This window comes from Sulfitobacter sp. HI0027 (genome assembly GCF_001634775.1).
GTDB lineage: Bacteria > Pseudomonadota > Alphaproteobacteria > Rhodobacterales > Rhodobacteraceae > Sulfitobacter.
Genome location: NZ_LWER01000135.1, coordinates 12,824 through 38,591, shown reverse-complemented (window position 1 = coordinate 38,591; position 25,768 = coordinate 12,824). Strand labels below are relative to the sequence as shown.

22 protein-coding genes and 3 pseudogenes are annotated in these 25,768 nt (G+C 54.8%); 17 read left to right on the top strand and 8 right to left on the bottom strand.

Annotated features, from left to right (window positions below):
* Positions 1–83: 83 nt before the first annotated feature.
* Positions 84–2,198: a J domain-containing protein gene (locus tag A3722_RS08065; protein ID WP_067624085.1), complete on the top strand. Its 2,115-nt coding sequence runs from the start codon at positions 84–86 to the stop codon at positions 2,196–2,198.
* Positions 2,199–2,425: 227 nt separating this feature from the next.
* On the opposite strand, the gene A3722_RS23195 is transcribed toward A3722_RS08065, so the two are convergent.
* From A3722_RS23195 to A3722_RS08050, 3 genes are all read right to left on the bottom strand, one after another.
* A complete protein-coding gene (locus A3722_RS23195; protein ID WP_082849394.1) occupies positions 2,426–2,836 on the bottom strand; it encodes a GFA family protein in 411 nt (136 codons plus the stop codon).
* A 312-nt stretch (positions 2,837–3,148) separates the two neighbouring features.
* Positions 3,149–4,414 (bottom strand): phosphoribosyltransferase family protein, encoded by a 1,266-nt coding sequence (locus A3722_RS08055; protein ID WP_067624079.1) that lies wholly within the window; start codon positions 4,412–4,414, stop codon positions 3,149–3,151.
* Between the two features lie 13 nt (positions 4,415–4,427).
* Positions 4,428–5,369 carry a DNA-processing protein DprA gene (locus A3722_RS08050; protein WP_067624076.1) on the bottom strand — a complete coding sequence of 314 codons (942 nt, stop codon included), beginning with the start codon at positions 5,367–5,369 and terminating at the stop codon, positions 4,428–4,430.
* Between the two features lie 199 nt (positions 5,370–5,568).
* Here A3722_RS08050 and A3722_RS08045 point away from each other — a divergent pair.
* Positions 5,569–5,868, top strand: a pseudogene (locus A3722_RS08045) (transposase); the annotation flags it as partial.
* A 343-nt stretch (positions 5,869–6,211) separates the two neighbouring features.
* On the opposite strand, the gene A3722_RS08040 reads toward A3722_RS08045, so the two are convergent.
* Positions 6,212–7,114 carry a LysR family transcriptional regulator gene (locus A3722_RS08040; RefSeq protein ID WP_067624070.1) on the bottom strand — a complete coding sequence of 301 codons (903 nt, stop codon included), beginning with the start codon at positions 7,112–7,114 and terminating at the stop codon, positions 6,212–6,214.
* A 126-nt stretch (positions 7,115–7,240) separates the two neighbouring features.
* Here A3722_RS08040 and A3722_RS08035 point away from each other — a divergent pair, with 126 nt between their 5' ends.
* From A3722_RS08035 to A3722_RS08020, 4 genes are read left to right on the top strand one after another with little or no spacing between them, the layout of a single operon-like run.
* On the top strand, positions 7,241–8,524 hold the full coding sequence (locus A3722_RS08035) for a TRAP transporter large permease (protein WP_067624068.1): 1,284 nt from the start codon (positions 7,241–7,243) through the stop codon (positions 8,522–8,524).
* Between the two features lie 24 nt (positions 8,525–8,548).
* The gene (locus A3722_RS08030; protein WP_067624065.1) at positions 8,549–9,532 is read left to right on the top strand and encodes a TRAP transporter substrate-binding protein; all 984 of its coding nucleotides are present in this window, start codon (positions 8,549–8,551) and stop codon (positions 9,530–9,532) included.
* Positions 9,533–9,547: 15 nt separating this feature from the next.
* On the top strand, positions 9,548–10,078 hold the full coding sequence (locus tag A3722_RS08025; protein ID WP_067624062.1) for a TRAP transporter small permease: 531 nt from the start codon (positions 9,548–9,550) through the stop codon (positions 10,076–10,078).
* Positions 10,079–10,119: 41 nt separating this feature from the next.
* Entirely contained in the window at positions 10,120–11,571 is a 1,452-nt protein-coding gene (locus tag A3722_RS08020) for an N-acyl-D-amino-acid deacylase family protein (protein WP_067624059.1), read from the top strand.
* 75 nt (positions 11,572–11,646) lie between these two features.
* On the opposite strand, the gene A3722_RS08015 is transcribed toward A3722_RS08020, so the two are convergent.
* Positions 11,647–12,426: an IclR family transcriptional regulator domain-containing protein gene (locus tag A3722_RS08015; protein ID WP_067624057.1), complete on the bottom strand. Its 780-nt coding sequence runs from the start codon at positions 12,424–12,426 to the stop codon at positions 11,647–11,649.
* Positions 12,427–12,586: 160 nt separating this feature from the next.
* Between A3722_RS08015 and A3722_RS08010 the strand changes: the two genes are divergently transcribed.
* The 6 genes from A3722_RS08010 to A3722_RS07985 are packed head-to-tail and all read left to right on the top strand — an operon-like array spanning position 12,587 to position 17,885.
* On the top strand, positions 12,587–13,066 hold the full coding sequence (locus tag A3722_RS08010; protein WP_082849391.1) for a MaoC family dehydratase: 480 nt from the start codon (positions 12,587–12,589) through the stop codon (positions 13,064–13,066).
* 13 nt (positions 13,067–13,079) lie between these two features.
* A complete protein-coding gene (locus tag A3722_RS08005; protein WP_082849390.1) occupies positions 13,080–13,535 on the top strand; it encodes a MaoC family dehydratase in 456 nt (151 codons plus the stop codon).
* 59 nt (positions 13,536–13,594) lie between these two features.
* On the top strand, positions 13,595–14,578 hold the full coding sequence (locus A3722_RS08000) for a TAXI family TRAP transporter solute-binding subunit (protein ID WP_067624052.1): 984 nt from the start codon (positions 13,595–13,597) through the stop codon (positions 14,576–14,578).
* Between the two features lie 41 nt (positions 14,579–14,619).
* Complete coding sequence (locus A3722_RS07995; RefSeq protein WP_150120003.1) at positions 14,620–16,545, top strand: TRAP transporter permease; 1,926 nt, start codon at positions 14,620–14,622, stop codon at positions 16,543–16,545.
* The gene (locus A3722_RS07990; RefSeq protein WP_067624046.1) at positions 16,538–16,723 is read left to right on the top strand and encodes a hypothetical protein; all 186 of its coding nucleotides are present in this window, start codon (positions 16,538–16,540) and stop codon (positions 16,721–16,723) included. The genes A3722_RS07995 and A3722_RS07990 overlap by 8 nt, the downstream gene beginning before the upstream one ends.
* Positions 16,716–17,885, top strand: a complete 1,170-nt coding sequence (locus A3722_RS07985) for a CaiB/BaiF CoA transferase family protein (protein ID WP_161487374.1) — start codon at positions 16,716–16,718, stop codon at positions 17,883–17,885. Before A3722_RS07990 ends, A3722_RS07985 begins: the two co-directional genes overlap by 8 nt.
* Positions 17,886–18,262: 377 nt before the next feature.
* On the opposite strand, the gene tnpA is transcribed toward A3722_RS07985, so the two are convergent.
* Complete coding sequence (gene tnpA / locus A3722_RS07980) at positions 18,263–18,649, bottom strand: IS66-like element accessory protein TnpA (RefSeq protein WP_236627366.1); 387 nt, start codon at positions 18,647–18,649, stop codon at positions 18,263–18,265.
* A 233-nt stretch (positions 18,650–18,882) separates the two neighbouring features.
* On the opposite strand from tnpA, the pseudogene A3722_RS07975 reads away from it, so the two are divergent.
* Positions 18,883–19,800, top strand: a pseudogene (locus tag A3722_RS07975) (IS256 family transposase); the annotation flags it as partial.
* A 181-nt stretch (positions 19,801–19,981) separates the two neighbouring features.
* On the opposite strand, the pseudogene A3722_RS07970 reads toward A3722_RS07975, so the two are convergent.
* Both A3722_RS07970 and A3722_RS07965 read right to left on the bottom strand, forming a co-directional pair.
* Positions 19,982–21,010, bottom strand: a pseudogene (locus tag A3722_RS07970) (IS110 family transposase).
* 65 nt (positions 21,011–21,075) lie between these two features.
* A complete protein-coding gene (locus A3722_RS07965; protein ID WP_082849389.1) occupies positions 21,076–21,861 on the bottom strand; it encodes an IclR family transcriptional regulator in 786 nt (261 codons plus the stop codon).
* Positions 21,862–22,051: 190 nt separating this feature from the next.
* Here A3722_RS07965 and A3722_RS07960 point away from each other — a divergent pair, with 190 nt between their 5' ends.
* Genes A3722_RS07960 through A3722_RS07945 form a run of 4 tightly spaced genes read left to right on the top strand, consistent with a single transcriptional unit; the run spans position 22,052 to position 25,760 of the window.
* Positions 22,052–23,257, top strand: coding sequence for a CaiB/BaiF CoA transferase family protein (locus A3722_RS07960; protein WP_067624036.1), 1,206 nt, complete (start codon positions 22,052–22,054; stop codon positions 23,255–23,257).
* Positions 23,258–24,424, top strand: coding sequence for an acyl-CoA dehydrogenase family protein (locus A3722_RS07955; protein WP_067624034.1), 1,167 nt, complete (start codon positions 23,258–23,260; stop codon positions 24,422–24,424).
* 11 nt (positions 24,425–24,435) lie between these two features.
* A complete protein-coding gene (locus A3722_RS07950) occupies positions 24,436–24,900 on the top strand; it encodes a MaoC family dehydratase (RefSeq protein WP_067624031.1) in 465 nt (154 codons plus the stop codon).
* Positions 24,900–25,760, top strand: coding sequence for an HpcH/HpaI aldolase/citrate lyase family protein (locus A3722_RS07945; RefSeq protein WP_067624028.1), 861 nt, complete (start codon positions 24,900–24,902; stop codon positions 25,758–25,760). Before A3722_RS07950 ends, A3722_RS07945 begins: the two co-directional genes overlap by 1 nt.
* Positions 25,761–25,768 lie beyond the last annotated feature (8 nt).

Below are 25,768 nucleotides of genomic sequence, written 5' to 3'. Positions count from 1 at the left end.
TCTCCGCTGGTGCCCCGGAAGATTGACATGCGGAAATTAGGATGCGCCAATTGCCATATAGAGGTCAGGCAATTGGGTTCATAATGTTCGGCATTTTGAAGAAACTTTTCGGCGCGGGGAAGACTACAGTGCGTGATGAGGGGGTCGCCGCAATCCGCGAAACGGTTAGCTCAGGCGGTGAGCGCCAGAGCCGCTTCGAGGAGTTCGAACGAGAAACGAGGGAACGCCTTGAGGCACAATCTTATGAGATGCCGGGGCAAGCTTACTTCAGCCAATTGCAGGCTCTGCAGGAAAGTATCTCTGACCGCAGATACATGGACGCCGCCACCGCGGCGCACAAGAGCCTGCCGCTCATTCGCAAGTGGCTTGAGGATCCCAGGGGCAACGGCAAGAGGCTCAGCCTGAACATGCCCGCGCTTACTCAGGGCGGCACCATGCTGGCCATAACCGGCGACCGGAAGGGACTGGAGATGCTGCATGAACTTGTATCGCAGTTCGATCATCTTGAGGAATACCGCGCGGATGCCGAGAAGCATCTCGCCGCCATCGACCTCTTCGACGCTATACGCAAAGCCGTCGCAGCGAAGCCTGGCATCCTGCAGAACAAGATGAAGTCGAAGGTGGGCGCCGAGGACGGACGCCTTGTCAGCAACCTGATCTCGTGGCTGGAGAAGGCTGGAGAGATCAGCCGCGCCAAGAACGGAAAGACCTACGCGCTCTACGTAGACGGCGTCGAGATGAGCGCCACGGACGCTTCGGCAGTCTACACCGAGCCGCCGCGCCCGGGGTCTCATCAGGCCAGATCCAAGCCGGGGAAGCCCATCGAGCTCAACTTCGACAAGCTGACCTTGGTGCCGCTGCCACGATCTCCGGAGGCCTGGACGAGCCAGGTTACGCTGCCTGCGACCTCTGAAACATTCGAGGATGCCGAAGGCACTTGGCGTGAACTCACTGTAGAGGCGATCGCGCCTACGGATCGCCCGAACCCTGCTTTCCGAAAGCACTTCACCACACGTGGCGGCGTCCTTTCCTTCGATGACCTTGGAAAGTCCGAGGCAAGCCTCGGTGCGCCAGGCGCAGTGATGTTCACCTCCGAGCAGGGCGTCACCCCAATGATCGAACGACTGGAGCGCCCGATTTATGCGCTCGATGTCCATCCCGAGGGCCAGGGCTTCGCGACACGGTCGAAAACGAATATCCTGACCGTCTATGGTGCGGACCTGAAAGTCGATTTCGAGACCGACCTTTCCGCCACGCCCGAAGTCGCAGCGGGGCGCCGCCGTCTCGATCTTGGCGGGGAAGGTGGTATCCTGTGGGGTGAACCCCACTTGGCGCTCAACTGCATCGCGCTCAGCCCCAGTCGAGACCGCTACCTTTACACGCATGTGGATGAAGGCTGGTGCATCGACCGGGACGGAAAACGCCTCTGGGGCGTCCGTATGCCTGAACGCCGCGTGGAGACCTATCATCATACCTTTGAAGCGGGCGGCATGGGCAGGCATACGGGAACCGCCGTGGAAATCGAAGAGGCGCTCAAGGGACTTGAGCTTGCACTGCCAGTAACGCCGGATGAGATTCGGCAGAAATACCGTGGCTTGGTGCGTCAGCTGCACCCGGACCTCAATCCCGGTAGCGAGGAGCGGATGAAGGTGGTCAACGCAGCATACGAGGTGCTGACCGGGGCAAGCCACGAAGAACTGCAGGGCAAGGAAAGCGCTGAGGACTTGCTTACGCTCACCGCCACTGTGACTTTCACGACCGGCGGTGGTCCTGATCGCCTTCAGGCTGCGACCTTCTCAGGGAGTGGCGATACAGTGTTGCTGGGAACCTCCCAGGGGCGGGTCCTGCGCATCGATGGTTCCGGCAAGCCGATCGCCCTCTACGATGTGGGCAGCACACCACTCAGGATCCTAGAGACGGATCGCTACCTTTACATCCAGACATTCACTCGGCTCTACGTCCTCGAGGGCGAACAGCTTGTGGGGCTGCAGGATTGCACGACCAAATGCGATCTGCTGGTAGACGAGGGATTTGTCTTGCTGGTTGAGAACAAGGGTGTGCGGGTATTGACGAAGGCGGGCAAACCGCTGGGCATCGCCCTGACCAAAGCGCCCATCCGTCGGGCTGGGATCGAGGATGGCGTGCTCGTCGTCGAAACACGAACCCATCGCGGCCGGTTCAGCGGCTTCAAGGGATAAAGCGAGTTACCCGTTCAACGACCAACCAAAACAGGCGAGACGCGTCCATTTTCGGCCTGGAACCATCATCCACCCTCTACGTCAATGCGGCCCGCAGCTTGGCCAGTCCGGCCATTCGTCCATGGCGCAACATTCTAGGGGAATGAAGTTCGGCAGAGCAGGTCGAAACCGATGGTCGTGTTCTTGTCGTCAGGCTGTTGTCCGAGGTGCATCATGGACTCGACCATTCAACAGGGAAGCCCGTCGATCCTTTCGATGGAGGCCAAGTCGTTGTCCCAGCTTGCGCGACTGGAACAGCAGATATGCGCGTTGGGTCGTATGTCGATCCGGCTGTCAATTGACCCTGCAGGCACCACAAGCAAACCAACCTCCGGCTGGGAAACAGGCAGCGCCGCCCCGCAATCGGAGCAAAAGCTCTTTATATGGCGTGTCCCGGAGAGCTGGAACGCCTTTATGTTTTCCTCGCCTGACACCCAGGTAATTTTGGCCGTGGACGAAAAAAGGTTCGCCGAATGGGCTGAACCGCTGTCTTTGCGGCAGCGGGCGCAGTGGCACAGGAAAAAGCTCTCGAACTCTCCCGATATGCGGAATTTCACTGCGCCACAAAGGCATTGTCCGGTGGCCAGATTGTTGTCCATTCACACCCCTCTCGAAAGGTAAAACCACTGCTGCTAGTCGAATGCACTCTCACCTATCCCTTGTATCCACGTGTTGGAACACGGTCAAAGAGGACTCCAATCCGACCCGCGGCGGCGCGGCATGCATCGCGAGTACCGGCCCCCTCAGATCGACATCAACGCACCAAAGTGGCCATTTGGACGGCAATCTGCTAAGGTCCTGAAGCAACCTAAAGTTACCCTTCGTACATGACGTAGCACGACTCCCGATCAAGCACGAAGGGCGGAAAACCTGCCGTTCGCTGCGCAGATGAAAACTGAAAATTTGGTTCTTCAGATGAGTCCTGTCGGCCATCCCCAAGAAACATACTTCTTGTAAGCCACCGCAATTTCTGTATCGGCGTTGGGGTTCATTACGTTCCCTGAATTTGAGTATATTTTTTCATCGACACCTGCAGGAGAGAACTTTGAGAATGGTCGCTTGATGGCTGGAGTGATTTTGTCAATTGCATGATAGTCGTTGCGGCCCGGCGTTTTAAGCCATGACAAGAGAATTACGTTTGCTCCAGCTGCCTCAAGGAAGGCGCGGGATGCCTCTAATGAGTAGCCTTGTGTGCAGATGTCATCCACCACTAAGACAGTCTTGCCTTTGATGTTGGGCTTGTTTTTGTACTTTAGCTGCTTGGGCCCAGTTCGTGTTGGTGTCGGGTTCAGCTTGATTGTCGATAGTTGATTATTTGCGGTTGGCGATTTTCCATTATTTCTAAGTATTTGCGATTTTTCAGCATCAGTATGCCGATCGATGAAGTCGAATAAATATCTTGCACGAAGAGAGCCTGAAACAACGGCGACGGCGTTCATCAGCTTGGTTTTATTAGATGTCGTCTTATGGCCGGGATATGGTGCGACAAAGTCAACTTCCGTCCCAATGCCAGACAAGTGAATGCGTGCTGCCATTAAAAGGCCCCAGAATCGGATGTTGCCAGTATCCTGTTTTACGGCTTGCTTCGCGTCATACGAGTAAATCGCGCCCTCGGGATAGGCTTTTGAATATTCGGCAAAAGGCGCAATCGAATAAATTCTTAAAGCACCATCTTCAATGCCCCAGAACCAATCCTGAGGTGTCAGGCAGCAGCAGTCAACGAAGCTTGCAATGTCTTTTGGAGAGGCAAACTCAAAACCATACTGAGAATTGTCACCATGCCACTTGGCGTTAAGAAGTGGAAAGCCGCCATTGGATGCAGCTTGGACATCTTCTTGTGTATTCCCAACATAGAAGACTTCGGGAGCAGTCCAGCCATGTTTGTCCAAGATGGCTTGCATGGCAGTCGCGTATTGCTTGTAGTCAATATCCTTGCCGCCTTGGTAGTAGGGGAGTTGTGAGCCGACGAACTGCGACAGATATTCCTGAAAGGGCTTCTCATCCTCGTCTTTTATAGCGACAGTCCAAGTGGTGTTTGAAACGAGGACAGGCTGTATCCCCTTAGACAAGAGGAATTTCAACAGTTTCACTGTTTCAAAGAAAAGATCAGGATTTATCGATCCCTTATGCGCAAGGACGTCGCTGAGAGAGAAGATTATTCCTTTAAGGTTGTGCATGTTGTGCCTTCACTTAAAGTAGAGATTTCTGGGCGGGCTCAGCGGCTAAGCCAACCTTGAAAAAATTTAGAAATGCGACGTGTTCTTGAGGTAATGTTAGACGGACTGAGTTGTGCAGCAGATTTGAAGGTATCCAATCCTGCTCCGCCTGCATTGGAGTTCGAGCATACATAATTGGCCTCTTTAAATCGGATGCAAATTTAACCGTGTGCGCGGTCCCGCTTTTCACACCCCACTCGATCGGAAAAACAACATCCCCGAGCGCAGCTTGAATTCTATTTCTCCGGACAAAATTGCGAGCGCTGAAGGAGTCGTTAGGTAGGTACTCCGTTACGATGCAGCCGTCGCCGTCAATTATTTCTTGCCTGAGACCTTCAGAGCCCTTGGGGTAATTCAGCAAGATTCCTGTTCCGAGGACCGCGATGGTGGGAAGTCCAGACGCTATACTCGCACGATGAACAATTTGATCGATTCCCTCCGCTAAGCCGCTTACAGTTACGACACCCAATTCTTTCAAGCAGTAGCCGAAATAGGTTGCGAGCCACTTTCCGTCAGGCGACACTTTACGAGAGCCAACCGCTGCAACTGAATTTCCTTGCAGGGCTTTGATATTCCCCTCAACGAAAATCCAGTGAGGCGGATCGTTAAGATCAGAAAGGCGTTTGGGATACCGTTCGTCCGTTCGAAAAATAAGAGATACCCCTCGACGCTCGAAATATTCGAGCTTTCGGCGCCCCTCATCGAGGGCTCCGCTGCAGGAGGCCGGTGTGTCTAGGTGCTCAAAAATCTTAGAGAATTTTGTCATCAGAGCATCATCTTTAGAGAGCTCCGACCTTATCTCAAAATCGAAGAACGAAGAATATTTGATACGTTCTGATGAGATCTTTTTCAGCGTCTCGAAACCAACCCCACGTAAATCGCACAGAGCCAAGAATGATATGTGCTCTTTGTTCATATACCAAATTTCCTGCTGCTGAGAACAGCGTCATTGCCGATGCTCAAATGGTATCTGTAACTAAAGGCGGAGGGAAGGCCCAGGGCAAGTGGTCATGAAGCACTGATGTGCTTCCGCCTTTGGCATTACGCTTTAGGGTCAGGATGCATTGATTTCCCGAGCGCTGCGTGATTCACGGCTCCGAAAACGGAGCGGTGACATGAGCAATCTTTTCTGGCTGACCGACGCACAGATGGCGCGTCTGAAGCCCTACTTTCCAAAGTCGCACGGTAAGCCAAGGGTCGACGACAGGCGGATTCTGAGCGGGATAATTTTCATCAACCGCAATGGGTTAAGGTGGCGCGATGCTCCTGAAGCCTATGGCCCACACAAGACGCTTTATAGCCGTTGGAAGCGTTGGAGCGAAAAGGGCATATTTGCGCGGATGATGGTGGGGCTGGCTGCCGAGCACGGCGAACAGAAGACAGTTATGATCGACGCGACCTACCTGAAGGCACATTGTTGAATTCTGCAAGAAATTGCCCCAGTTTTCCGAAACGCAGTGACCCACCGGCTGTGAATAATTCCGCCAGCTTTCCGTGAGATAGAAAGCTTCAGGAGGGTCAGCGTCAAATGGAAAAAAGGGTCAATTCGTCCTTAAAATCAACAGGTGTGCCCTCTTGTTTGCAGCGAAAGTCCAATTTTCGCGCGCCGTTTCATTGGATCTGACGGCTCAAAGCGGATGGGCCCTAATGTGCGTTGACGCCCGAGGCTTATGTCAAACCTTTCGTTAAGCGTGGCAAGGCGAATGCCGCCGTGGCTGAGTATTGCTCCGCCGTTCATACAGTTGGAGGTCGTCGCAATTATGGGCCTGACCACTCATCGAGCAAAGACTTCATTTCTTTTATAAAGAGTTGGATGGTTGCCTTACTGGCGCTTCCGCTTCTTGTAATCGCGTGGACTTCAAACGGTAGCGCCGGAACTAAATCTAAAGTTTTAAGTCCATCTACACCATGAAATGCAGCCGTGAATTCATCAACCACAGCTGATCTCTGCATCGCCTTCACCAAGTGAGGTACCGATACCAACGTGTTTCCAGTCACAGTGTCATCGTAGGGCAATCCGCGCTTTATCAATTCTTCGTTCAAGATGCGGCCAAGCGGCCCGCGCGCGGTCAGACCAAGCATTTGCGTCGCAACCAGATCCTCCAGGCAGACGCTCGTCATTGCGGCAAGTGGACCATCAGCGGGGCTGAGCACGACAAGTCGGCCCCGACCGATTACTTCTGAGACGACATCTTCACTTTGAAATCTGCCAACAACAAGACCCACTTCGACCATGCCGGCCCTGATTGCGACAATCTGCTGCTCCGACGTGCCGACATCGACGGAAACACGCAGACCGGGGAGTGAATGCATCGTGCGGCGCAATGCGTTCGGAACAAAATGCGGGCTAAGCAACCCGACTGTCATCACTGGCAGGCGCATTCCTACACCCTTTCGCAAGGAATCGATTCTGCGCTCTAGTCGGGTGATACCATCGTCCAAGAAACGGCTTTCGTTATAGATCGAGTCAGCTTCCGGTGTTGGAATTACCCGACCCTTATCAATAAGAAACAGCTTCAGTCCTAAGGCCAGCTCGAAATCTCGCAGATGACGGCTGGCGGTCGGCTGCGAAATTTTGAGTGCGCGGGCCGCGGCAGTGATGGAGGCGCGCTCATAGACTGTGCGAAAAACCTGAAGCCTTTGAAGGGTGATTGGTTTCATATTTTGGAGCCCTTCTCTACGTCCTGACCATAGCATTATGCTATGTATGGCCGAAAAGCTTTCTATTTCTTTAACATTCTTTTGCCCGCAGTCTTGGCGGTAACATTGAATAAGGAACCGCCGACAATGCAGGCGCCACTAATACTTGTCTTCACCTTCATGGGCCTGCTTGCAGGGTCAGCGATTGCATATGTCATCGGTGCCTCTGCGATCCTGACGTTCTTTGCCGCGGGTCGTGAGGGTTTCATGGCAGCTTTACCCCAGCGGTTATTTAGCCAACTGGACGTGTTTGCTTTTCTGGCCATGCCTATGTTTATCTTTGCAGGTGATCTGATGAACCGTGGAGGATTGGCGACATCCCTGATTGACTTTTGCATGTCATTTCTTGGTCGTCTCAAGGGCGGACTTGGCCACGTAAATGTTCTCACATCGGTATTTTTCGCCGGCGTGTCAGGCTCAGCCGTTTCAGACGCCGCAGCACTTGGAAATTCGCTCGTGCCTGAAATGCGTCGGCGCGGATACTCGAAAGACTATGCGGCGGCTATCACGGGTGCATCTTCAATTATTGGTCCGATCATCCCCCCGTCGTCGATCCTGATTTTTTACGGCGCGTTGATGGAAACCAATGTCACCGCACTCTTTGCTGCAGGCATCATACCGGGGTTGTTGCTTGCGGGTGTGCTGTTGGCGATGAACGCATTCTACGCTCACCGCGACAACCATCCGGGCGGACCGAACGATGACGTGCCGCCGTTTCTGGGATCATTCGTGAGAGCCATTCCAGCCATGATGCTGCCTGTCATCATTCTGGGCGGAACGTTATTCGGATTTATGACACCTGCAGAAGCGGCAGCAGTGGCTGTGGTTGCTGCTTTGATCGTGGGCTTCGTCTTTGGGGGAATGACAGTCAAGGATGTATTCAAAAGCATCGAGCGTACTGGGGTACTGTTGGGCGCGCTGTTCATAATCTTGTGTGCGATTTCGACCTTTTCCTATCTTGCAGCGCTGCTGCAATGGCCGCAGGCGATTTCAAGCACTGTGATGGCGTGGGGCCTTGGACCGTTACAATACCTGATGCTCGTCAATGTGATTTTCTTGCTGGCTGGCATGGCAATGGATGTAAAGGCGGCGGTTGCACTCTTCGCGCCGATCTTTGTGCCCGTCGCGCTGAGCATGGGCGTTGATCCTGTACATCTGGGGATCGTGATTTGCTTTAACATCACCACTGGCTTGCTCTCTCCACCACTCGGAGGGGTTTTGCTGATCCTCGCGACGACCGTCCGCATGGACTACTGGCGGCTGATCCGCGCGACCTTCCCGTTCTTTGTCGCCGAGGTTTTGCTGCTACTGATCCTTACTTATTTTCCCGATATTTCTTTGGCTCTGCCACGGTGGCTTGGGCTTGCTTGACACAACCAACCAAGGAGTGAGAACATGAAAATCTTTTCAAAACTGCTGGCCGCAACGGCCCTAAGCGTAGTGGCACTGTCCACTCAGGCCGCTGAGGTGAAGGTTGCACTAAACGGCGCGGATGATCCTGATACGAACGCCGAAGCCGCATTCGTCCATGGTTTTGCGGATGCGCTGGAAGGAACTGAGTTTGATGTGAAGGTTTTTCCGTCCGACACGTTGGGATCGGAAAAAGAGCGCTATGACCAAGTGTCCCAAGGCCTAATTGAAATCAACCTCGCTGCTTTGTCGACCACATTCGGGCAATCACCATTGGCCAAAGGCGTTCAACTGCCGTTTTTCTTCGAAAGCAGGGAAGAGCTGGATCAGGTTATGGCCGATACCGATATGCTGGTCAAATTGAACGAACCGCTTTTGCAAAATGGGGTCAAGGTTGTCGGCTTGAACTACATCGGCATGGATATCGGAATTCACAATTCCAAAAAGCCCGTTTCGAAAATGTCAGACCTGTCGGACCTACGATTTCGGGCGCTGAATTCTGAACAGTTGGCACTGCAAGAGGCTCTCGGCACCACTGGCACGATTATCTCGTGGTCCGAGGTGGCAAATGCTCTGCAAACCGGCGTTGCAGATGGCTATTTCAATCCACCAAACTCTGCAATCCGCACAGGCCATACGGAGTTTCTCAAGCACTTTACACCCATTGATCTGACGCCTTCCACGCGTGTCGTTCTGATTTCGGAGGACTGGTACGGCGCGCTTCCAGATGAAGAAAAGGCGTTGATCGATACCGCGTTGGAGGCAGGTATCAAGGCAAATCGGGAGTGGGTCAATGCATGGTCAGGCGAAGTTCGCGCCAAACATGAGGCTGCCGGTGTGACCATAACCGAGCTTGAAGACGGCGAGCGAGAAAAAATGGCAGAAGTGGCCCGTGAAACTTGGTCGGCATCACTGAGTGAAGCCCAACTTCAGCAGTGGACCGAAGCAAAAGCATCCTTGGGTCAATAGGGTAAGGAGGCCTTCATGAGCACGTATAGAAGTTCGATGATCCGCTTTAGCGACACACTGGATAAGGTGGCTATGGTCCTTTCCGGTATCGCAATCGTGGTGCTTGTGGGGGCCGTAATTTTGCAGGTGGTGGCCAGATATGTTTTCAGCCAACCACCTGCTTATACCGAAGAACTGGCCCGCTATGCAATGATCTGGGCTGGTCTGATTGGTGCCTCGATGTCCTTTAAACGTCGGTTCGATCCGGCGCTGTTCAATGGTATTAACCGCGGTCCGGTCTGGATAAAGATCGGGGCTCGGCTGATCAAGTCTGTGGTGGTCTTAATCTATCTTCTACCGATCTTGTGGTATGTCTTTTTTGGCCCCGGCATGAACCCTGCACGCGGCTTTCTTCTGCGGCATAGTCGGACAATGGCTGATGCTCTTCCCTTCAGCACGGTCTGGGTGGCAATCGCGGTGCCTTTGATGATCGTGTTTATTCTTGTGCATCTAGTCGCGCGCTGGAGTGGAGACGATCGACCGGCACACACGGACGCCGATCAATAAAAACCCGAACAAAAATACAAAATTTTCAGAAAGGTGGTCCCATGCAGGCTGATCTTATCATTCGCGGTGCGGATATTATTGACGGGACGGGGGCGACTCGTTTCAAGGGGGACGTAGCGGTCACAGATGACAGGATTGCCGCAACGGGTAATCTGTCTCATTGGATTGCGGGCCGTGAAATAGACGCGCGGGGCAAGGTCGTCGCGCCGGGATTTATTGATCCACACGTGCATCACGACGGTGCGATGCTGACCCACCCGGACATGGAGTTTATGACGTCTCAAGGGGTCACGACCGTGATAAACGGCAACTGCGGCTTTTCGATTGCCCCGTTGAAAGACACGAGCAGAATGCCGGATGCGCTGCGCATGATCGTGGACGACGATCAACTGGCATTCCCAAGCTATGCGGCCTACCGTGACCGCATCGCTGACGCACCTGCCGCTGTCAACGCGGCGTGCCTGATCGGACATTCTACCCTGCGGATCAACGAGTTAACCAACCTTGGTTTGCCTGCGGACAAGGCTCAGACCTTAGAAATGTGCCGCCAGCTGGATAAAGCCTTGGAGGAGGGTGCAATCGGACTGTCGACTGGCACCTTTTATCCTCCTTCACGGGCGGCCCCGACCGAAGAGCTGATCTCGCTTGCTCGCATCGCGCACCAACACGGCAAGCTTTATGTGACTCACATGCGCGACGAAGGCGACCGCGTAATCGAAGCGTTGCAGGAAACTTTCGCCGTTGGTCGCGAGAGTTGCTGCGGGGTGCATGTGTCCCACCATAAATGTGCTGGGTTGGCTAATCACGGCAAATCAATCCAGACACTCAAGATGATCGACGACGCGATGCAAAAACAAGATGTCGGGCTTGATACTACGCCTTGGATTGCGTCCTCGACCATGCTCAATTCGGGACGTCACAAACAAGCAACACGTGTCATTGTCGCCGAGAGCAAGCCCTATCCTGAGCTGGCCGGACAAGATCTTGCCGATATCGCTCTGCGATGGAATACGGACATCGACGACGCTCTGGAGCGTTTGCTTCCAGCAACTGGTATCTTTTTCATAATGGACGAAGAAGACGTGCAGCGGATCCTTTCATATGAGCATACGATCATTTGTTCCGACGGCATCCCCACCGGATCGCATCCGCATCCACGCGTGTGGGGCACCTTCCCGCGCGTGCTCGGGCGCTATGCGCGCGACGTCGGCCTTTTCTCTTTAGAAGAAGCGGTCAAGCGCATGACGTCTATGCCTGCTGACCGGTTCGGCCTGGGAGGCCGTGGACGGATCACAGTGGGCCACTTTGCCGACTTGGTTATCTTTGATCCGGACACGATTGCCGAGGGAGCCACATTCGAGACGCCAATCCGTCCCGCGATTGGGATTGACTGGGTCTTTGTCAATGGACGAGAAGTCTGGAAAGATGGCCACAAGACGGGTGCTCGGCCAGGGCGCCCGCTTGAGCAGACAGTGCCGTGCAGAGTGGTCTAGCATATCCTCCCATCTGTCATATCGCAGGGGACGTTCGCTGCGTGGCGCGGGATCGAATTGTCGTCATCTCTGAGGTCACGTCCGACCTTCTAAAAGGTGCCTTTGAATATTATTGGCGGTTTCCCGTAGAATTTGGATGAGTTCTTCTTGTCTTCCTGCTTCCTTTAGCCGAACTGGCGCCAAGGAGATATTGGCCGCCGCAATAACGCGTCCTCCGGCTGCGCGTATCGGAACGGCGATACCAGCGATACCTTCTTCCAACTCGCGATAGACCATGGACCAGCCCTGCTGCCCGTCACGAGAAATCTTTTCGTGAAGCCGCTTGGGGTCGGTGATGGTCCAGGGTGTAAAGGGTTCAAGGTGCGCAGTTTCAATGTAGTGACGCAATTCCCGTTCTGGCAATTCGGCCAGTTGGATGCGTCCCATAGAGTTGGCGTGTGCGGGCACGCGGCTTCCGACATTCAGAGAGTTTCTGAGAATACGCTGAGTCTGAACCCGAAGTACGTAAACGATGTCGTGACCGTCCAAGACTGAGATCGACGAGCTTTCGCCTACCTCCGATGCAAGTGCCTGGATGTCCGCTTCGGCAAACCGCCATATTTCCGAAGACGCCAGATAAGCAAATCCCAGGTCCAGGATCTTCGGCGTGAGAGAAAAGTACTTTCCGTCTGTCGCGGCATAGCCAAGCGTGACGAGTGTGTGAAGCAATCGACGTGCCGTGGAGCGGGTCACTCCTGTGCGGTCTGCGACATCCGTCAAGGTGAGGACGCGCGAGCCCTCATCAAAGGTCGTAATAACTTTCAGGCCGCGCGCAAAAGTTTGGGCGTATGTGTTTGAGGGTTCGTTCTCTGACATTGCTATCTGTTCTCTATTCAAACAAATGGCCTGATTTAGCCTTTTGCGTGATTGCCTTGGATTGACGGGTGGCAGAACGACACTGCACCCTTTGGTCGAGTTGTTTGAATACATTACTCTGTGTTTGAATAACAAACAAATTTACATAAGGGAGTAGCGCATGAACGTAATGGGCGAAGAGTTTGAGACGGATTTCTGGAAGGAAGTGGACGACAGGGCGACATGGGACATGATCGTCCCAGGCGAGCTACGCGAGACCCGACCCGTTACTCTGACCAAAAAGATAATTCAGGATTTTGCCCGCAAGGTGGGTGAAGACAATCCGCTGTATTTTGATGAAGAGTACGCCCTCTCGACACCATACAAAGGAATTGTCGCCCCGCCCTCCATCCACATTCTTTTGATGTTTGCCTGCACGACATCCAAGGATTGGATGAGGTCTCCGGGCACAATCAATGCTGGTCAGAATTGGTACTATCACGTGCCAATCCGACCCGGGGACACGATCGAAATGCGCGGGTCGGCATTAGACAAGTTCATCAAGAAAGACAGGTTGTTTGCGGTTCACGAGAACCTTTTCACCAACCAGAATGGCCAGGTTGTGTGCTCAGGCCGCGGCCAGACCATCCGGCCGATATAAGGAGACGCAACACATGACTGTTATGGAAAATTTTGACAAAATTGAACTGGGCGAGGTCGTTCGTGGCCGCTCTTTCACTGTCACAACAGAAACGATTCAGGACTTTGGCGATGCATCGCTGGACTATAACCCGCTTCATTTCGATCCGGATTGGATGGAAAAGAACGACTTCGGTGGTACTTCGTTCGGCAGTGTTATCATGCACGGCATGCAGAACTTTGCGCTTATCACGCGGACGCTGACGGATTGGCTGGTGCCTCGCGGAGGATATCACCGGAGACTTGAAACCCGGTGGATCAAACCCGTCAAATTGGGCGACACCATCACGCCCGAAGCTACGGTAAGCCGGAAGAATCTGACCGACAGCGGTCAATGGGTTCAATTCGATATCGTCGTCAAGAACCAGCACGGAGACCCCGTCGCAACAGGTCAGGGACTGGCCGAATTTCGAGAGACTATCCCGGTATGAGGAGCAGTCGGGCGAAAGTCCGGCTGATCGGGGAAATGCAACAATAGGGAGGAAAGACAATGATTAAGACTTTTGCAAAACGCGGGGTTCTGGCCTTAGCCATAGCCGCGCTACCAGCTGTGACATCGGCCCAAGAGGTGCCAAAATTCTTCAAGATCGTTTCCACATCGCCTGGTGGCCTGTGGCATACGTTTGGAACACAGTTGGCTGACAAGCTTGGCAAGGCTTTTCCGGAGATGGCGGTCAGCCATGTGCCGGGTGGCTCGAACGTGAACCACAAGCTGGTCAGTTCCGGCGATGCGCAAATGGGCTTCAGCTTTTCTCCTACCTCAATCGAGGCATGGAATGGCGAAGGTGGGTTTGACCAGAAGTGGCAGGACGCACGTGTCGTTGGGACCTTTTATCCGGCCTACTTGCACGCCGTGGCTCGCAACGGGGCAGGCATCGAAAAGATGGAAGACCTGCAAGGCAAAGTCGTGAGCCCTGGCAAGCGAGAGTGGTCAACTGCCGCAATCGCGATGCAGATCTTGAACGATTTTGGCGTCACCGAGGAAAGTCTGTCTGAAAACGGCGGGCAAATGCAGTACCTTGGTTTTGGAGATGTGACCAACATGATGGCAGACCGTCGTCTGGATGCATTCATGTACTACTCGTCCGTTCCAAGCCCGCTTTTGCTGAAGCTTAACGAACAGCCTGGCATTTCTATCGTGCCGTACACACAAGAAGAGGTGGACAGGATTTTGCCTACTCTGACGCCAGCTGGTGCGTACGTCGAGATGACTTACCCCGCAGATCCCTACAAAGGCAGCGCCGGTAATTTTCCGGTTCCGACCATGTGGTCAATCTTTCTTGTAAACAAGGATGTGCCTGACGCAGTTGTCTTTGAACTTACTAAGCTTCTCTACGAAGACGCTGACCTCAAGAAATTCATGGGCGCCGACCCGTCGTTGGCATTGGATTATGCGACAACCAGTTTGAAGGGCGGTGTCATCCCCTTCCATCCAGGGGCGCAGAAGTACCTTGAGGAAAAGGGCGCATTTTGAAGCGGTCTTTGCAAAGCAGGCGCGCATAGGGGGGGTCGGAAGTGACTGACAGACGAGAAATCGGAAATGCAACCGACGCCTATCTGCTCCGGCAGGCTCTTCCCGTCCCGACGTGGCTTGTGGCCATTATCATTGCGGTCTCACTCGGGACCGCAATGTATCACCTGCTTGGCGGTTTGTTCGGCACGGCCGAGGCATTCCGGCACCGCACGGTTCATATTACCATGTTTCTGGTTCTGGCGTTTTTGTTTTATCCTCTGGGTCGGTCCGGATGGCACGAAAAGCTACGCTGGACGTCGGTGATCGACTTTGTACTTATTTCTTGCGCTGTGGGGGTGCTTGTCTATCGGATGCAGGATGTGGACGCGCTTGCCTCCCGTTCGAGCTTTCCAAGCCGTGGTGATGTCGTCAGCGGAACCGTGTTGATCTTGCTGGTGCTGGAGGGCGTTCGCCGTACGGTGGGGTTTGCCCTTGTGATCTTGCCTGCGCTCTTCATGTTTCATGCTTTGTATTCAGACCATTTCCCATCAATTTTCCTTGCCGCTCCGACGCGGTTCTCGTCTCTCGTTGGTTATCTGACCGTGGATCTTGATGGTATGCTTGGGGTGCCCATTGCTGTTTCGTCCTCATTTATCGTCATATTCATGATGTACGGGGCGGTACTGGTAAGATCTGGCGCCGGGACATTCTTTACCGACTTGGCCTATGCTGCGACGGGCTGGATGTCAGGCGGCGCTGCAAAAGCAGCGGCTTTGGCGTCGGGGCTGTATGGCACACTGTCTGGCAGCACCACGGCGAACGTGGTCACAACCGGCTCGTTCACGATCCCTTTGATGAAAAGTTCGGGCTTCAATCCCAGATTTGCGGCTGCCGTCGAAGCCATGGCATCCAACGGAGGTCAAATCGTGCCGCCCGTCATGGGGGCAGCGGCTTTCATCATTCCTATGTATATCCCGGGTGCAAGTTATCGGGATGTGGTGCTCGCTGCTGCAATTCCGGCGCTGCTCTACTACATTTCGATCTTGGCGATGATCCATTTCCAAGCGCGCAGAGCTGGACTGACTGGCGTTCCACGCAAGGATTTGCCGAGTGCATGGATTACCCTGCGTGAAGGCTGGCCAATACTCATCGCTTTTGGCGCGATCGTCGGCTTCCTTTTGTTCGGGTTCACTCCGATGATCGCCGGTGCGACCGCGCTAGTCCTGACTGTGATCGTGACGCTGTTCAGAGCGGAAACACGCCTGTCGCCCCAGGACTTTTGTGCTGCGCTTGAAACCGGCATTCGCGCTACCATACCGATCGTCATGGCCTGCGCGGCGGCCGGCATTATCATCGGGTCGATGGACCTTTCGGGCCTTGCGGGGCGGGTTTCCGGTGCTGTGACTGTGCTGGCTGACGGGAATCTGGCGCTGGCGCTGGCAATCACGGCCATTGTCTGTGTGATCCTCGGTATGGGGATGACAACCACGATCGTCTATATCACGCTTGCGGCGCTTGTTGCTCCTTCGATTACCGAAATGGGCGCACCTATCATGGCGGCCAATCTGTTTATTTTTTATTTCGGATGTCTGTCCGGAGTCACCCCGCCCGTGGCGCTGACCACCTATGCCGCGGCCGGCATTGCGGGGTCGAATCCGTGGTCGACCGGGATCGAAGCGGTGAAAGTTGGCATCGCCTCGTTCATGATACCGTTTATGTTCATCTATACGCCAAGCCTTCTGTTAGAAGGAGCTTGGTATCGTATCCTGATCGACAGTGTAACGGCAGGTGTCGGGATCATCTGTCTGGCAGCCGCGGTACAAGGGTTCTTCCGACGTATACTGTCTGGATGGGAACGCGGTCTGCTGGGGACAGTTGCATTGCTGTTTATCGTCCCGACGTGGCAGTCAATGCTGGTCGCTGTAGTCGTATTGTCAGGGCTCTGGTTCAGAGTGCGTAAAGACAAAGTGGGGCAAGCCGATGCGTAACTTCATTCTTAAATGGCTGATATTCCTTCCCATTTTAGCGGTTGCCGTTATTCCGGCTTGGTTCGGCCTGCATTTCCGAGGCTTTTTGCAGTACATCGGCTGGATAGGTCTGTTCTCGGTGTTGGCGGTCGTCTGGTTGCGCCTGACACGAAGAAAACCAGGGCAAGATGATGAGTGATATGCAAGACGCATTTTCGGGGCTGAAAGTTCTGGACTTTACTGCGGGAGTTGCAGGCCCACACGCAACGCAACTTATGGCTCTTCATGGCGCGGATGTCATAAAGATCGAACCGTTGAAGGGAGAATGGGGGCGGACGCTCGGGCGTGCGTATGGAGAGCACACGGCCCATTCAATTGCTTTTAACCGAGGCAAGAAAAGCATGGCGGTAGATTTGAAAAACCCCGACGTGCGCGAGGCTGTGAAAACGTTGGTAAAATCAGCTGACGTTGTCGCTGAAAGCTTTCGCCCGGGTGTCATGGCCCGGCTCGGGCTATCCTACGACGAGTTGGCGGGCCTGAAACCCGACCTGATTTACCTTTCTGTTTCCGGATTTGGTCAGCAGGGACCCTATGTGAACCGCCCGGTTACCGACGCTGTCATACAGGCGTTTTCGGGTTGGATGACGATGAATGCAAATGAGCAAGGTATACCGCAAAGGTCCCGTATGGTTGCCATGGACGTCATGACCGGTCTGTACGGTGCAAACGCAGTTGCAATGGCTCTGATTTCAAAGCTGCGATTTAATCGTGGGAAATGGATTGATTGTAATCTCATGCAGGCTGCTGCGGCGTTTCAAACGCCCAAGATGATCGAGTACCATCTGCAAGACGGTGACACAGGCAACCTATATGCACCTGTCGGTGCCTATCCGACCCGCAACGGACAGATAAACATCACCGCGATGCGTGACGATCATTTCATTGCGTTGTGTCGCGTGCTGGGTAGGGAGGACTTGGTAGGTGACCCGAAATATCAGACAGGCCGCCAGCGGCTTGAAAATGAACGCGAACTTAACAAGGTCTTGTTTTCCGAGTTTGCAAAAAAAGATTCCGAGTATTGGGCCGCGCATCTTACGCAGGCAGATGTAATGAACTCTATCGTCTACAACTATTCCGACTACTTCGATGATCCGCACGTAGATGAAGTCGAATCATTCCAATGGCTTGACCATCCCGGTGTCGGAATGGTGCCCGTGCCGGTCGTGCCGGGAGCACCTGAACTATTGATCTCTAGTCCTGATGTGGGCGAACACACAGAGGCTACACTGCGGTCAGCTGGCTTATCGAACCTGAATATTGAAAGCTTGGATAAGCTGGGTGCAATCTATTGCGGCAGATAACCGCGTGACCGGGAGGTGGTACCCCCCATCAAGTGGCTAAATTTAATGTTAGAGCATGGCTCTGTTGATGGCGTGGATGCCTCCTCCCGACGGCGTCGCAATGTGCCACTCTGTTGAGTTTTAAAAGCCATCACAGAAGGAAGGAGCATCCATGTCCGAAATTACTAAAATTGGTGTCGACTTGGCAAAGCGCGTTTTCCAGTTGCGCGGTGCGTACAATGACGGGTCAGTCGCGTTTGGTAAGAAGCTTTCACGAGGTCAGTTGCTAGCAACTGTACCTCTCCAATGACGTGACGCTCAGCTCCGCAGGCGCAGGATCGTTCGGGTTCAATGACCACCTCAACCCGTTCCAGATGTTTGGGTATGGGATGTCGTGATCACGTGGCCAAAGCCCGCGCGATCTCAGCGATCCGCGCCGCTGGCGCCGCAGCATCAAGACGCACGGTGACATCGCCTTTCATCACATCAAGCGTGTTGGAGGAAGTAGCGAGCAGAGGCTGGGCGACAGGCGAAGGCGCCGCGATCTCAACTGGCACAAAGTCCATGCCGTCCAGGTTTGCCAGAACCAGCTCGCCCTGCCGCGCCATCCGCCGCCAATCCGACACTGTGCTCGGGATCAGCTCGTATCGCCTCGCTACAGCCTTGACCGTCTCGCCTTCAATCAGCGTCTCCGCCACGATCTGGGCCTTCACCTCCGGCGGCCAATTCCGCTTCCCATCCGCACGGTGCGGCATCCTTGCCAGAAACTCGCTTGTCGCTCCCATCGAGAAACTCCCCACAAATCAAAGAAGCCTCTGAATCGCAGATCAGGCGCTATGCCGTAAGTGTGCGGGCGGCGCACCGCTTACTCATATTCGCGTCGGATTGACCCACTTTTTCATTTGATGCTGACCCATCAGAAACATGATAAGCTCATGAAAACTAGGCGGGATTGTTGATATCGGTGGGTCACGGCGTTTCAGAAAACCGGGTCAATTCCTCGTCAAATTCAACAGGGCAGACCCGCATTGATGGGATGGATGACAAGATTATCGGGCTTTACGCCGCGGGTCTGACCGTCCGCGACATCCGTGCTCATCTTGAGGACGTCTATGGCCTGCAAGTTTCGCCCGACTTGATCAGCCGCGTGACCGATGCGGTGTTGGATGAGGTTCGGGAGTGGCAATCCCGGGCGCTGGACCGGATGTATCCCATCGTCATTGTTGACGCTCTACGGGTCAAAATCCGCGACGCCGATAGTCGCATGGTCAAGAACAAAGCCGTCTACGTGGCCCTCGGCGTCAGCAGGGATGGCGTGCGCGAGGTTCTCGGTCTTTGGATCGCTGACAATGAGGGCGCCAAATTTTGGCTCTCCGTGATGACAGAGTTGAAGAACCGTGGGCTGCAAGACATCCTGATTGCGGTCGTAGACGGCCTCAAGGGCTTCCCTGATGCCATCACAGCAGCCTTTCCGGACACGGCCGTGCAAACGTGCATTGTTCATCTCGTGCGCCATTCGCTGAACTTCTGTGCTTGGAAAGATCGCAAGGAGGTGGCAGCCGATCTGCGGCGGATTTACAGTGCCCCTACAGCCGAGCAAGCCGCTGCGGAGCTGGATGCCTTTGAAGAAAAATGGGCTGGGGAATCTGCGTCAATCGCCCCCGCCTGGCGCAGAGCTTGGCAAGAGGTAATACCGTTCTTTGCCTTTGATCCCGCCATTCGGAAAATCATCTACACCACCAACGCAATTGAAAGCTTGAACCGGGTAATCCGAAAATCGATCAAGACGCGAGGATCGTTCCCGACCGAAGACGCAGCCACGAAGCTGATCTACTTGGCGATCCGCAACTTTGAGAAAGGCGGCCGGAATGTTCGAGAATGGTTTGCGGCCCGCAATCATTTTGCCATAATGTTCGACGATCGCTTCAATGCGTGACTGTATCTAAAACCCGCATGGGCCAGGCCAGATACACAAAGTTCATGACACTCCCAGATCAAAGCCGCGTGCTCAAAGGCACTCTGTTGCACACTGGTTTTCCCAATCCCGTCTCACGACCGTTGCGCCATACAACTCCTTGCCCTCCTCCGTACCGACGTCCTCGCGGCTGTCAGTCGCCTTACGCCGTCGCAGCCGGAGCTCTGTAAACTTCTTTTTTGACCATGAGCGCCCAGACAATCCGCGCCATTTTGTTCGCCAGCGCAACGCGCACTAGCATTGGCGTCTTGCGCAACAGCATTCCTCCCAACCAAGTACCCGGCTGTGCCATCGAGTGGAAATGCCGCTTTATGATGACGCTGTTGGCTCCAATAATCAGCAATCGCCGCAAAGTCCGCTCCCCCGTCTTTGTCGTCGCCCCTAGCCTCTGCTTGCCGTCTGTCGAATGCTGTCGCGGCACGAGGCCGAGCCAAGCTGCAAAATCGCGCCCACTACGGAATGTCTCGGAGGGCGGCGCGAGTGCAACCAGAGCTGTGACGATCAACGGTCCGATACCTGGGATCGTCATCAGTCTACGCGCCACCTCATTTTCTTTGGCACGCTGGCTGATCTCAGCGTTGAGCTTGGCGATCTGGTCGTCGAGACGGGTCTTTGTCTCGATCAGGACCAGCAACGTTGCCCGGGCTTCCTCGGACAAGCCGCTTGCCGGATCCTCTATGATTGCACTCAGGCGTACTGCGTTTGCTGCGCCTTGGGGAACCACCTCTCCAAACTCCGTCAGATGGCCGCGAAGCGCATTAATCGCCTGTGTGCGCTGGCGGATCAGCAGTTCCCGGACCCGGAAGACCATAGCCGCGCCCTGCACATCTTCGGACTTCACCGGAACGAAACGCATCGACGGGCGCACAGCGGCTTTACAAATAGCTTCAGCATCCGAAGCATCGTTTTTCTGGTGTTTTACGAAGGGTTTGACATAGGCGGGCGGGATCAGTCTTACTTCGTGACCCAACTTACCAATCTCACGGCCCCAGAAATGCGCGCCTCCGCATGCCTACATCGCAACCACGCATCGCGGAAGTTGGATGAAAAACGCCAAAACCTGCGTTCTCCACAACTTCTTGCGTAGAACCGCCCGGCCTGTGCCGTCAGCTCCATGCACTTGGAATAAATTCTTCGCCAAATCGAGTCCGACTGTGATAATATCCGACATGACCGCTCTCCTTTTTGTGGATCATTGCAGACCCACGTTGGCAAATCGATGCCGTCGGGGGGCGGTTACATCATCAAAGCCACCGGAACATCAAAGTTTGTAAGTGTTTTCAGGCTGTGGCCATCTCCTAAAATGCGGTCAATCGCCTTGTGAAGCAATATGGCGTGGTGTTCAGCCTTCTCGCCAACGCGAAAGAGCGGACCCGCGATTGTGATCCCGAATATGCGCGAATTGTGGGCAACTGGAACAGCTACCCCGCCGAGGTCCGGTGAGAAGTGGGAGGCGGACTGGAACCATCCGCGTCTTCGCCCAGTTTCTATCTGTGCCAATACCTCATCGCCGGAGATCGGGGTGCCCGGGCCATACTGCTCGAAGTTCACCTTGCGCAGCAACACATCCAGAGAGTTTTTGGGGTATTGTGACAGCAAGGCCTGACCGGAGGCCGTGGCGTGAATAGGAACGCGCTTTCCCGGCTGCGCTGCATAACGGATGCTTGCAGGCGACTCGATGACATCCAGAAAAACGGCGTGTAGCCCACTGGGCGCAGATATGCAGACGGTCTCATTCGTTTCGGCCGCCAGTTCCATCATCATCTTAATCAACCGTCCGGGAATCGGTTCTCCTTGAGCAAATCCCGCAGCGAGCTGAGACCAGCGTGGCGTGGGATAGTAGCCGGCACGCGCGCGGGGTTCGTAGAGATAGCCTTGTTCCGACAGTGTCGAAAGAATGTTGAACGCGCTGGATCGTGGCCAATCGAAGTGTGACACAACATCTGCAAGCGTTGCTGGACGTTGCCGATCAGCAAAAAACTCGAGCAAATCCAACAAATTTTCTATTTGTTTTACGGCCATGTTTTTCTCTCCGCCCGGTGTCCTACTGTGCCCTGTCCATCGAGATTTTGTCCAGCGTAGGTCCAGAAGCTTTATTGCCAGCCTCCGGAACACACCCAAAAAAACTCGTTGACATCAGGATACTCATACCGCAACTGTTCAACATTGTGGACGATTTGTCCATATTTAAGATCACCTGGAGAGCGCGACGATGGGACCCTTGGAAGGACTGCGAATTCTGGACCTCACAACAGTGTTGATGGGGCCATATGCAACGCAGATCCTTGGCGATTTCGGCGCGGAGGTAGTCAAGGTCGAGTCTCCGACCGGCGATGTGATCCGGCAGATCGGTCCGGCGCGACACAAAGAAATGGGGCCCTTGTTCATGAACGTGAACCGGTCCAAGCGGGACATCGCGCTTGATCTGAAACAGGAAGACGGCCGTAAAGCAATGTTGCGGCTGGTCGAGCGCACAGATGTGCTGGTGACAAATATCCGGCCGAAGGCCATGGCACGGCTGGGGCTGTCTTATGAAGAGCTTTCGGCAATCAACCCGCGTCTGATCTATGCTGCTCTGGTGGGCTACGGGCAGACGGGGCCCTATGCAGCGCGTCCGGCTTATGACGATCTGATCCAGGGCGGTTCCTGCATCTCTCACAGCTTTACGCGCGCAGGTAAGGAGCCGGCCTATGTACCGGCTGCGGTGGCCGACCGGATTGTCGGAATTGCCGCCAACAATGCGATCCTTGCATCGGTGCTTGAGCGTGAACGCTCTGGCAAGGGCCAGAAGATCGAGATCCCCATGTTCGAGACAATGGTCTCGATGATTTTGGGTGACCATTTGGGTGGCCTTACATTTGACCCTCCGATGGATGCTGGCGGCTATTCGCGTCACCTCTCAAGGGATCGTCGTCCCTACAAGACCATGGACGGCTATGTCTGCGCCCTCATCTACAACGACGGCCATTGGCAGCGTTTCTTCGACGAGATCGGTCGCTCCGACATTCCGCAGAGCGACGGCAGGTTTGCCAGCTTTGCCAACCGGATGGCCAACATCGATTTTGTCTATGCATCGCTTGGGGAAATCATTTTGACCAAGACAACCGCAGAGTGGCTGGAGGTTTTTCGCAAGGCCGATGTGCCGGCGATGCCGATGCACAGCTTTGAATCCATTATCGAGGATCCGCATCTGGTCGAGACAGGTTTCTTTCAATCGGTCGATCACCCCAGCGAAGGCAAGCTGCGCCAGATGGCCGTTCCGGTCAGCTTTTCACGCACACCGGCCAAGGTGAAACGCTATGCGCCACGCTTGGGCGAACACGGACCAGAAATCTTGTCCGAAGCCGGATTCTCGGACGACGAAATCGCCGAGCTTCAGCGCAACGGCACGTTGCATTGCACCAAAGAGGACCAATAAATGAACTTTGCCTTGACCGATGATCAAAACGCTATCCGCGACGCGGTTGACCGGATTTGCGCGGGCTTTGATGCCGAGTATTGGTTGCGCCGCGACCGAGATGGCGGGTTTCCGGAAGATTTTTACGAAGCCCTGGCAGCAGAAGGCTGGCTGGGCATTTGCACATCTGAAGAGCATGGTGGCAGCGGGTTGGGGATTACCGAAGCTGCCGTAATGATGCGCGCCATTTCGGAGTCCGGTGCGGGGTTGTCTGGTGCATCGGCTGTCCACATCAATATTTTCGGTTTGAATCCGGTGGCCGTGTTTGGCTCTGAAGAGCAAAAACAGCGCATGCTTCGTCCGATGGCAATCGGCAAGGAAAAGGCCTGTTTTGGCGTCACCGAACCCAATACGGGTCTTAACACCACCCAGCTGAAGCTACGCGCCGACAAGCGCGGTGACAAATATGTGGTAAACGGCCAGAAGGTGTGGATTTCCACTGCTCAGGTGGCAGACAATATTCTGCTTCTGGCGCGCACAATGCCGCTGGAAGAAGTGAAGTCCCCGACGCACGGTCTGTCGCTCTTTTACACGCCCTTTGACCGCGAACGTATCAAGGTCAGCGAAATTGAGAAAATGGGCCGCAAGGCGGTAGATTCCAACGAGCTGTTCTTTGAGGATTTCGAGATCCCCGAAAGCGACCGGATTGGTGAGGAAGGGCGCGGATTTGAATATATCCTGCACGGCCTGAACCCCGAACGGATCCTGATCGCGGCTGAAGCGGTCGGGTTGGGCTTCGTCGCGCTGGAACGCGCCACAAACTACGCAAAGGAACGTGAGGTTTTCAACCGGCCTATCGGTAAAAACCAATCGATCCAGCATCCGCTGGCTATCGCCTATGCCGAACTGGAAGCAGCCTGGTTGATGATCATGAAGGCGGCTTGGGAATACGACAACGGCATGCCCTGTGGCGTTTCGGCCAATACGGCAAAATATCTTGCCGGTGAGGCTGGTTTCAACGCGTGCCAGACGGCGGTGATGACCCATGGCGGCTTTGGCTATGCCAAGGAATATCACGTCGAGCGCTACCTCCGCGAAAGCCTGATCCCGCGCATCGCCCCGGTCTCACCTCAGCTTGCCCTGTGCTTCATCGCCGAAAAGGCACTGGGCCTTCCGAAATCCTACTGAAAGGAGCGACCATGCCCGGACTTTACTTTGAGGATTTCGAGGTGGATCGCCAGTTTTGCCACGAGCTGTCTCGCACCGTCAACGAGGCTGACAACACGATGTTCAGCCTGATGTCGATGAATCCGCAGCCTCTGCACATTGACGCTGCGTTTTCCGAAGGCACCGAATGGGGGCAAAGGTTGTTCAACTCGATGTTCACGCTGGCGATCCTGATTGGCCTGTCGGTACAGGACACAACGCTGGGCACGACGATCGGCAATCTTGGTATGTCAGATGTCCGGTTCCCCGCTCCGGTCTTTCATGGGGATACGTTGCGCGCAGAAACGCTGGTGGTTTCCAAACGCGAAAGCAAGTCACGGGCCGATGCCGGGCTAGTGGAGTTCGAGCACTCTTGCTTTAATCAAAACGGCGTTCTCGTGGCAAAATGCACACGCATAGCCTTGATGCGCAAGCACCCCGTTGAGGGGCAGGCCTGATGCACAGTTTTCTATTTGTTCCCGGCGACAGCACCCGGAAATTCGCCAAGGCCAGAGGCGGCGACGCCGATGCACTGATCCTCGATCTGGAGGATTCTGTCGCGGCCTCGGCCAAGGCGGAGGCCCGCGATTGCGTGGCGGACATGCTCCGTGAGGAAAGCTGCGGCAAGGCGATCTTCGTGCGCGTCAATGCGCTGGATACCGATTTGACGCTCGCTGATCTTGCAGCGGTCATGCCTCTTGCGCCGGACGGGATTGTCTTGCCCAAATGCGAGGGACCCGACGATCTGCGCCAGCTGGCGCATTATATGGCCGCCTTCGAGGCATCGCATGCACTGCCGCAAACCCGGATACTGGCGATCGTGACCGAAACTGCCGCATCGCTGTTTACTCTTGGGCAATATCGCAATGTTGACCCCCGCCTTTGGGGAATGATGTGGGGTGCCGAAGACTTGGCCGCTTCGCTCGGCGCGCGGGAGAATGCGGAGAGCAATGTTTATTACGAACCCTTCCGGCTGGCGCGCAACCTGTGTCTTGCAGGTGCGGCGGCGGCGGGTGTTGTTGCCGTCGATACAATCTGTGCCGCGTTGAATGATCTTGAGGCTCTGGAGGCGGAGGCCAGGATCGCAAGGCGTGACGGATTTGGGGCCAAGGCCGTGATCCACCCCAACCACATCGCCCCGGTGAACCGCGCGTTTCAACCCACCGAAGAGGAACTGATCTGGGCGCAAAAGGTTCTCGACGGTTTTGAGGCGAACCCGAATGCTGGGGTCATCAACATCGATGGACAGATGATCGACAAACCACACGAACGCGCCGCGCGGAGAATAATGGCCGCACGCGGACCAACTCAAACGTAGAAATGGAG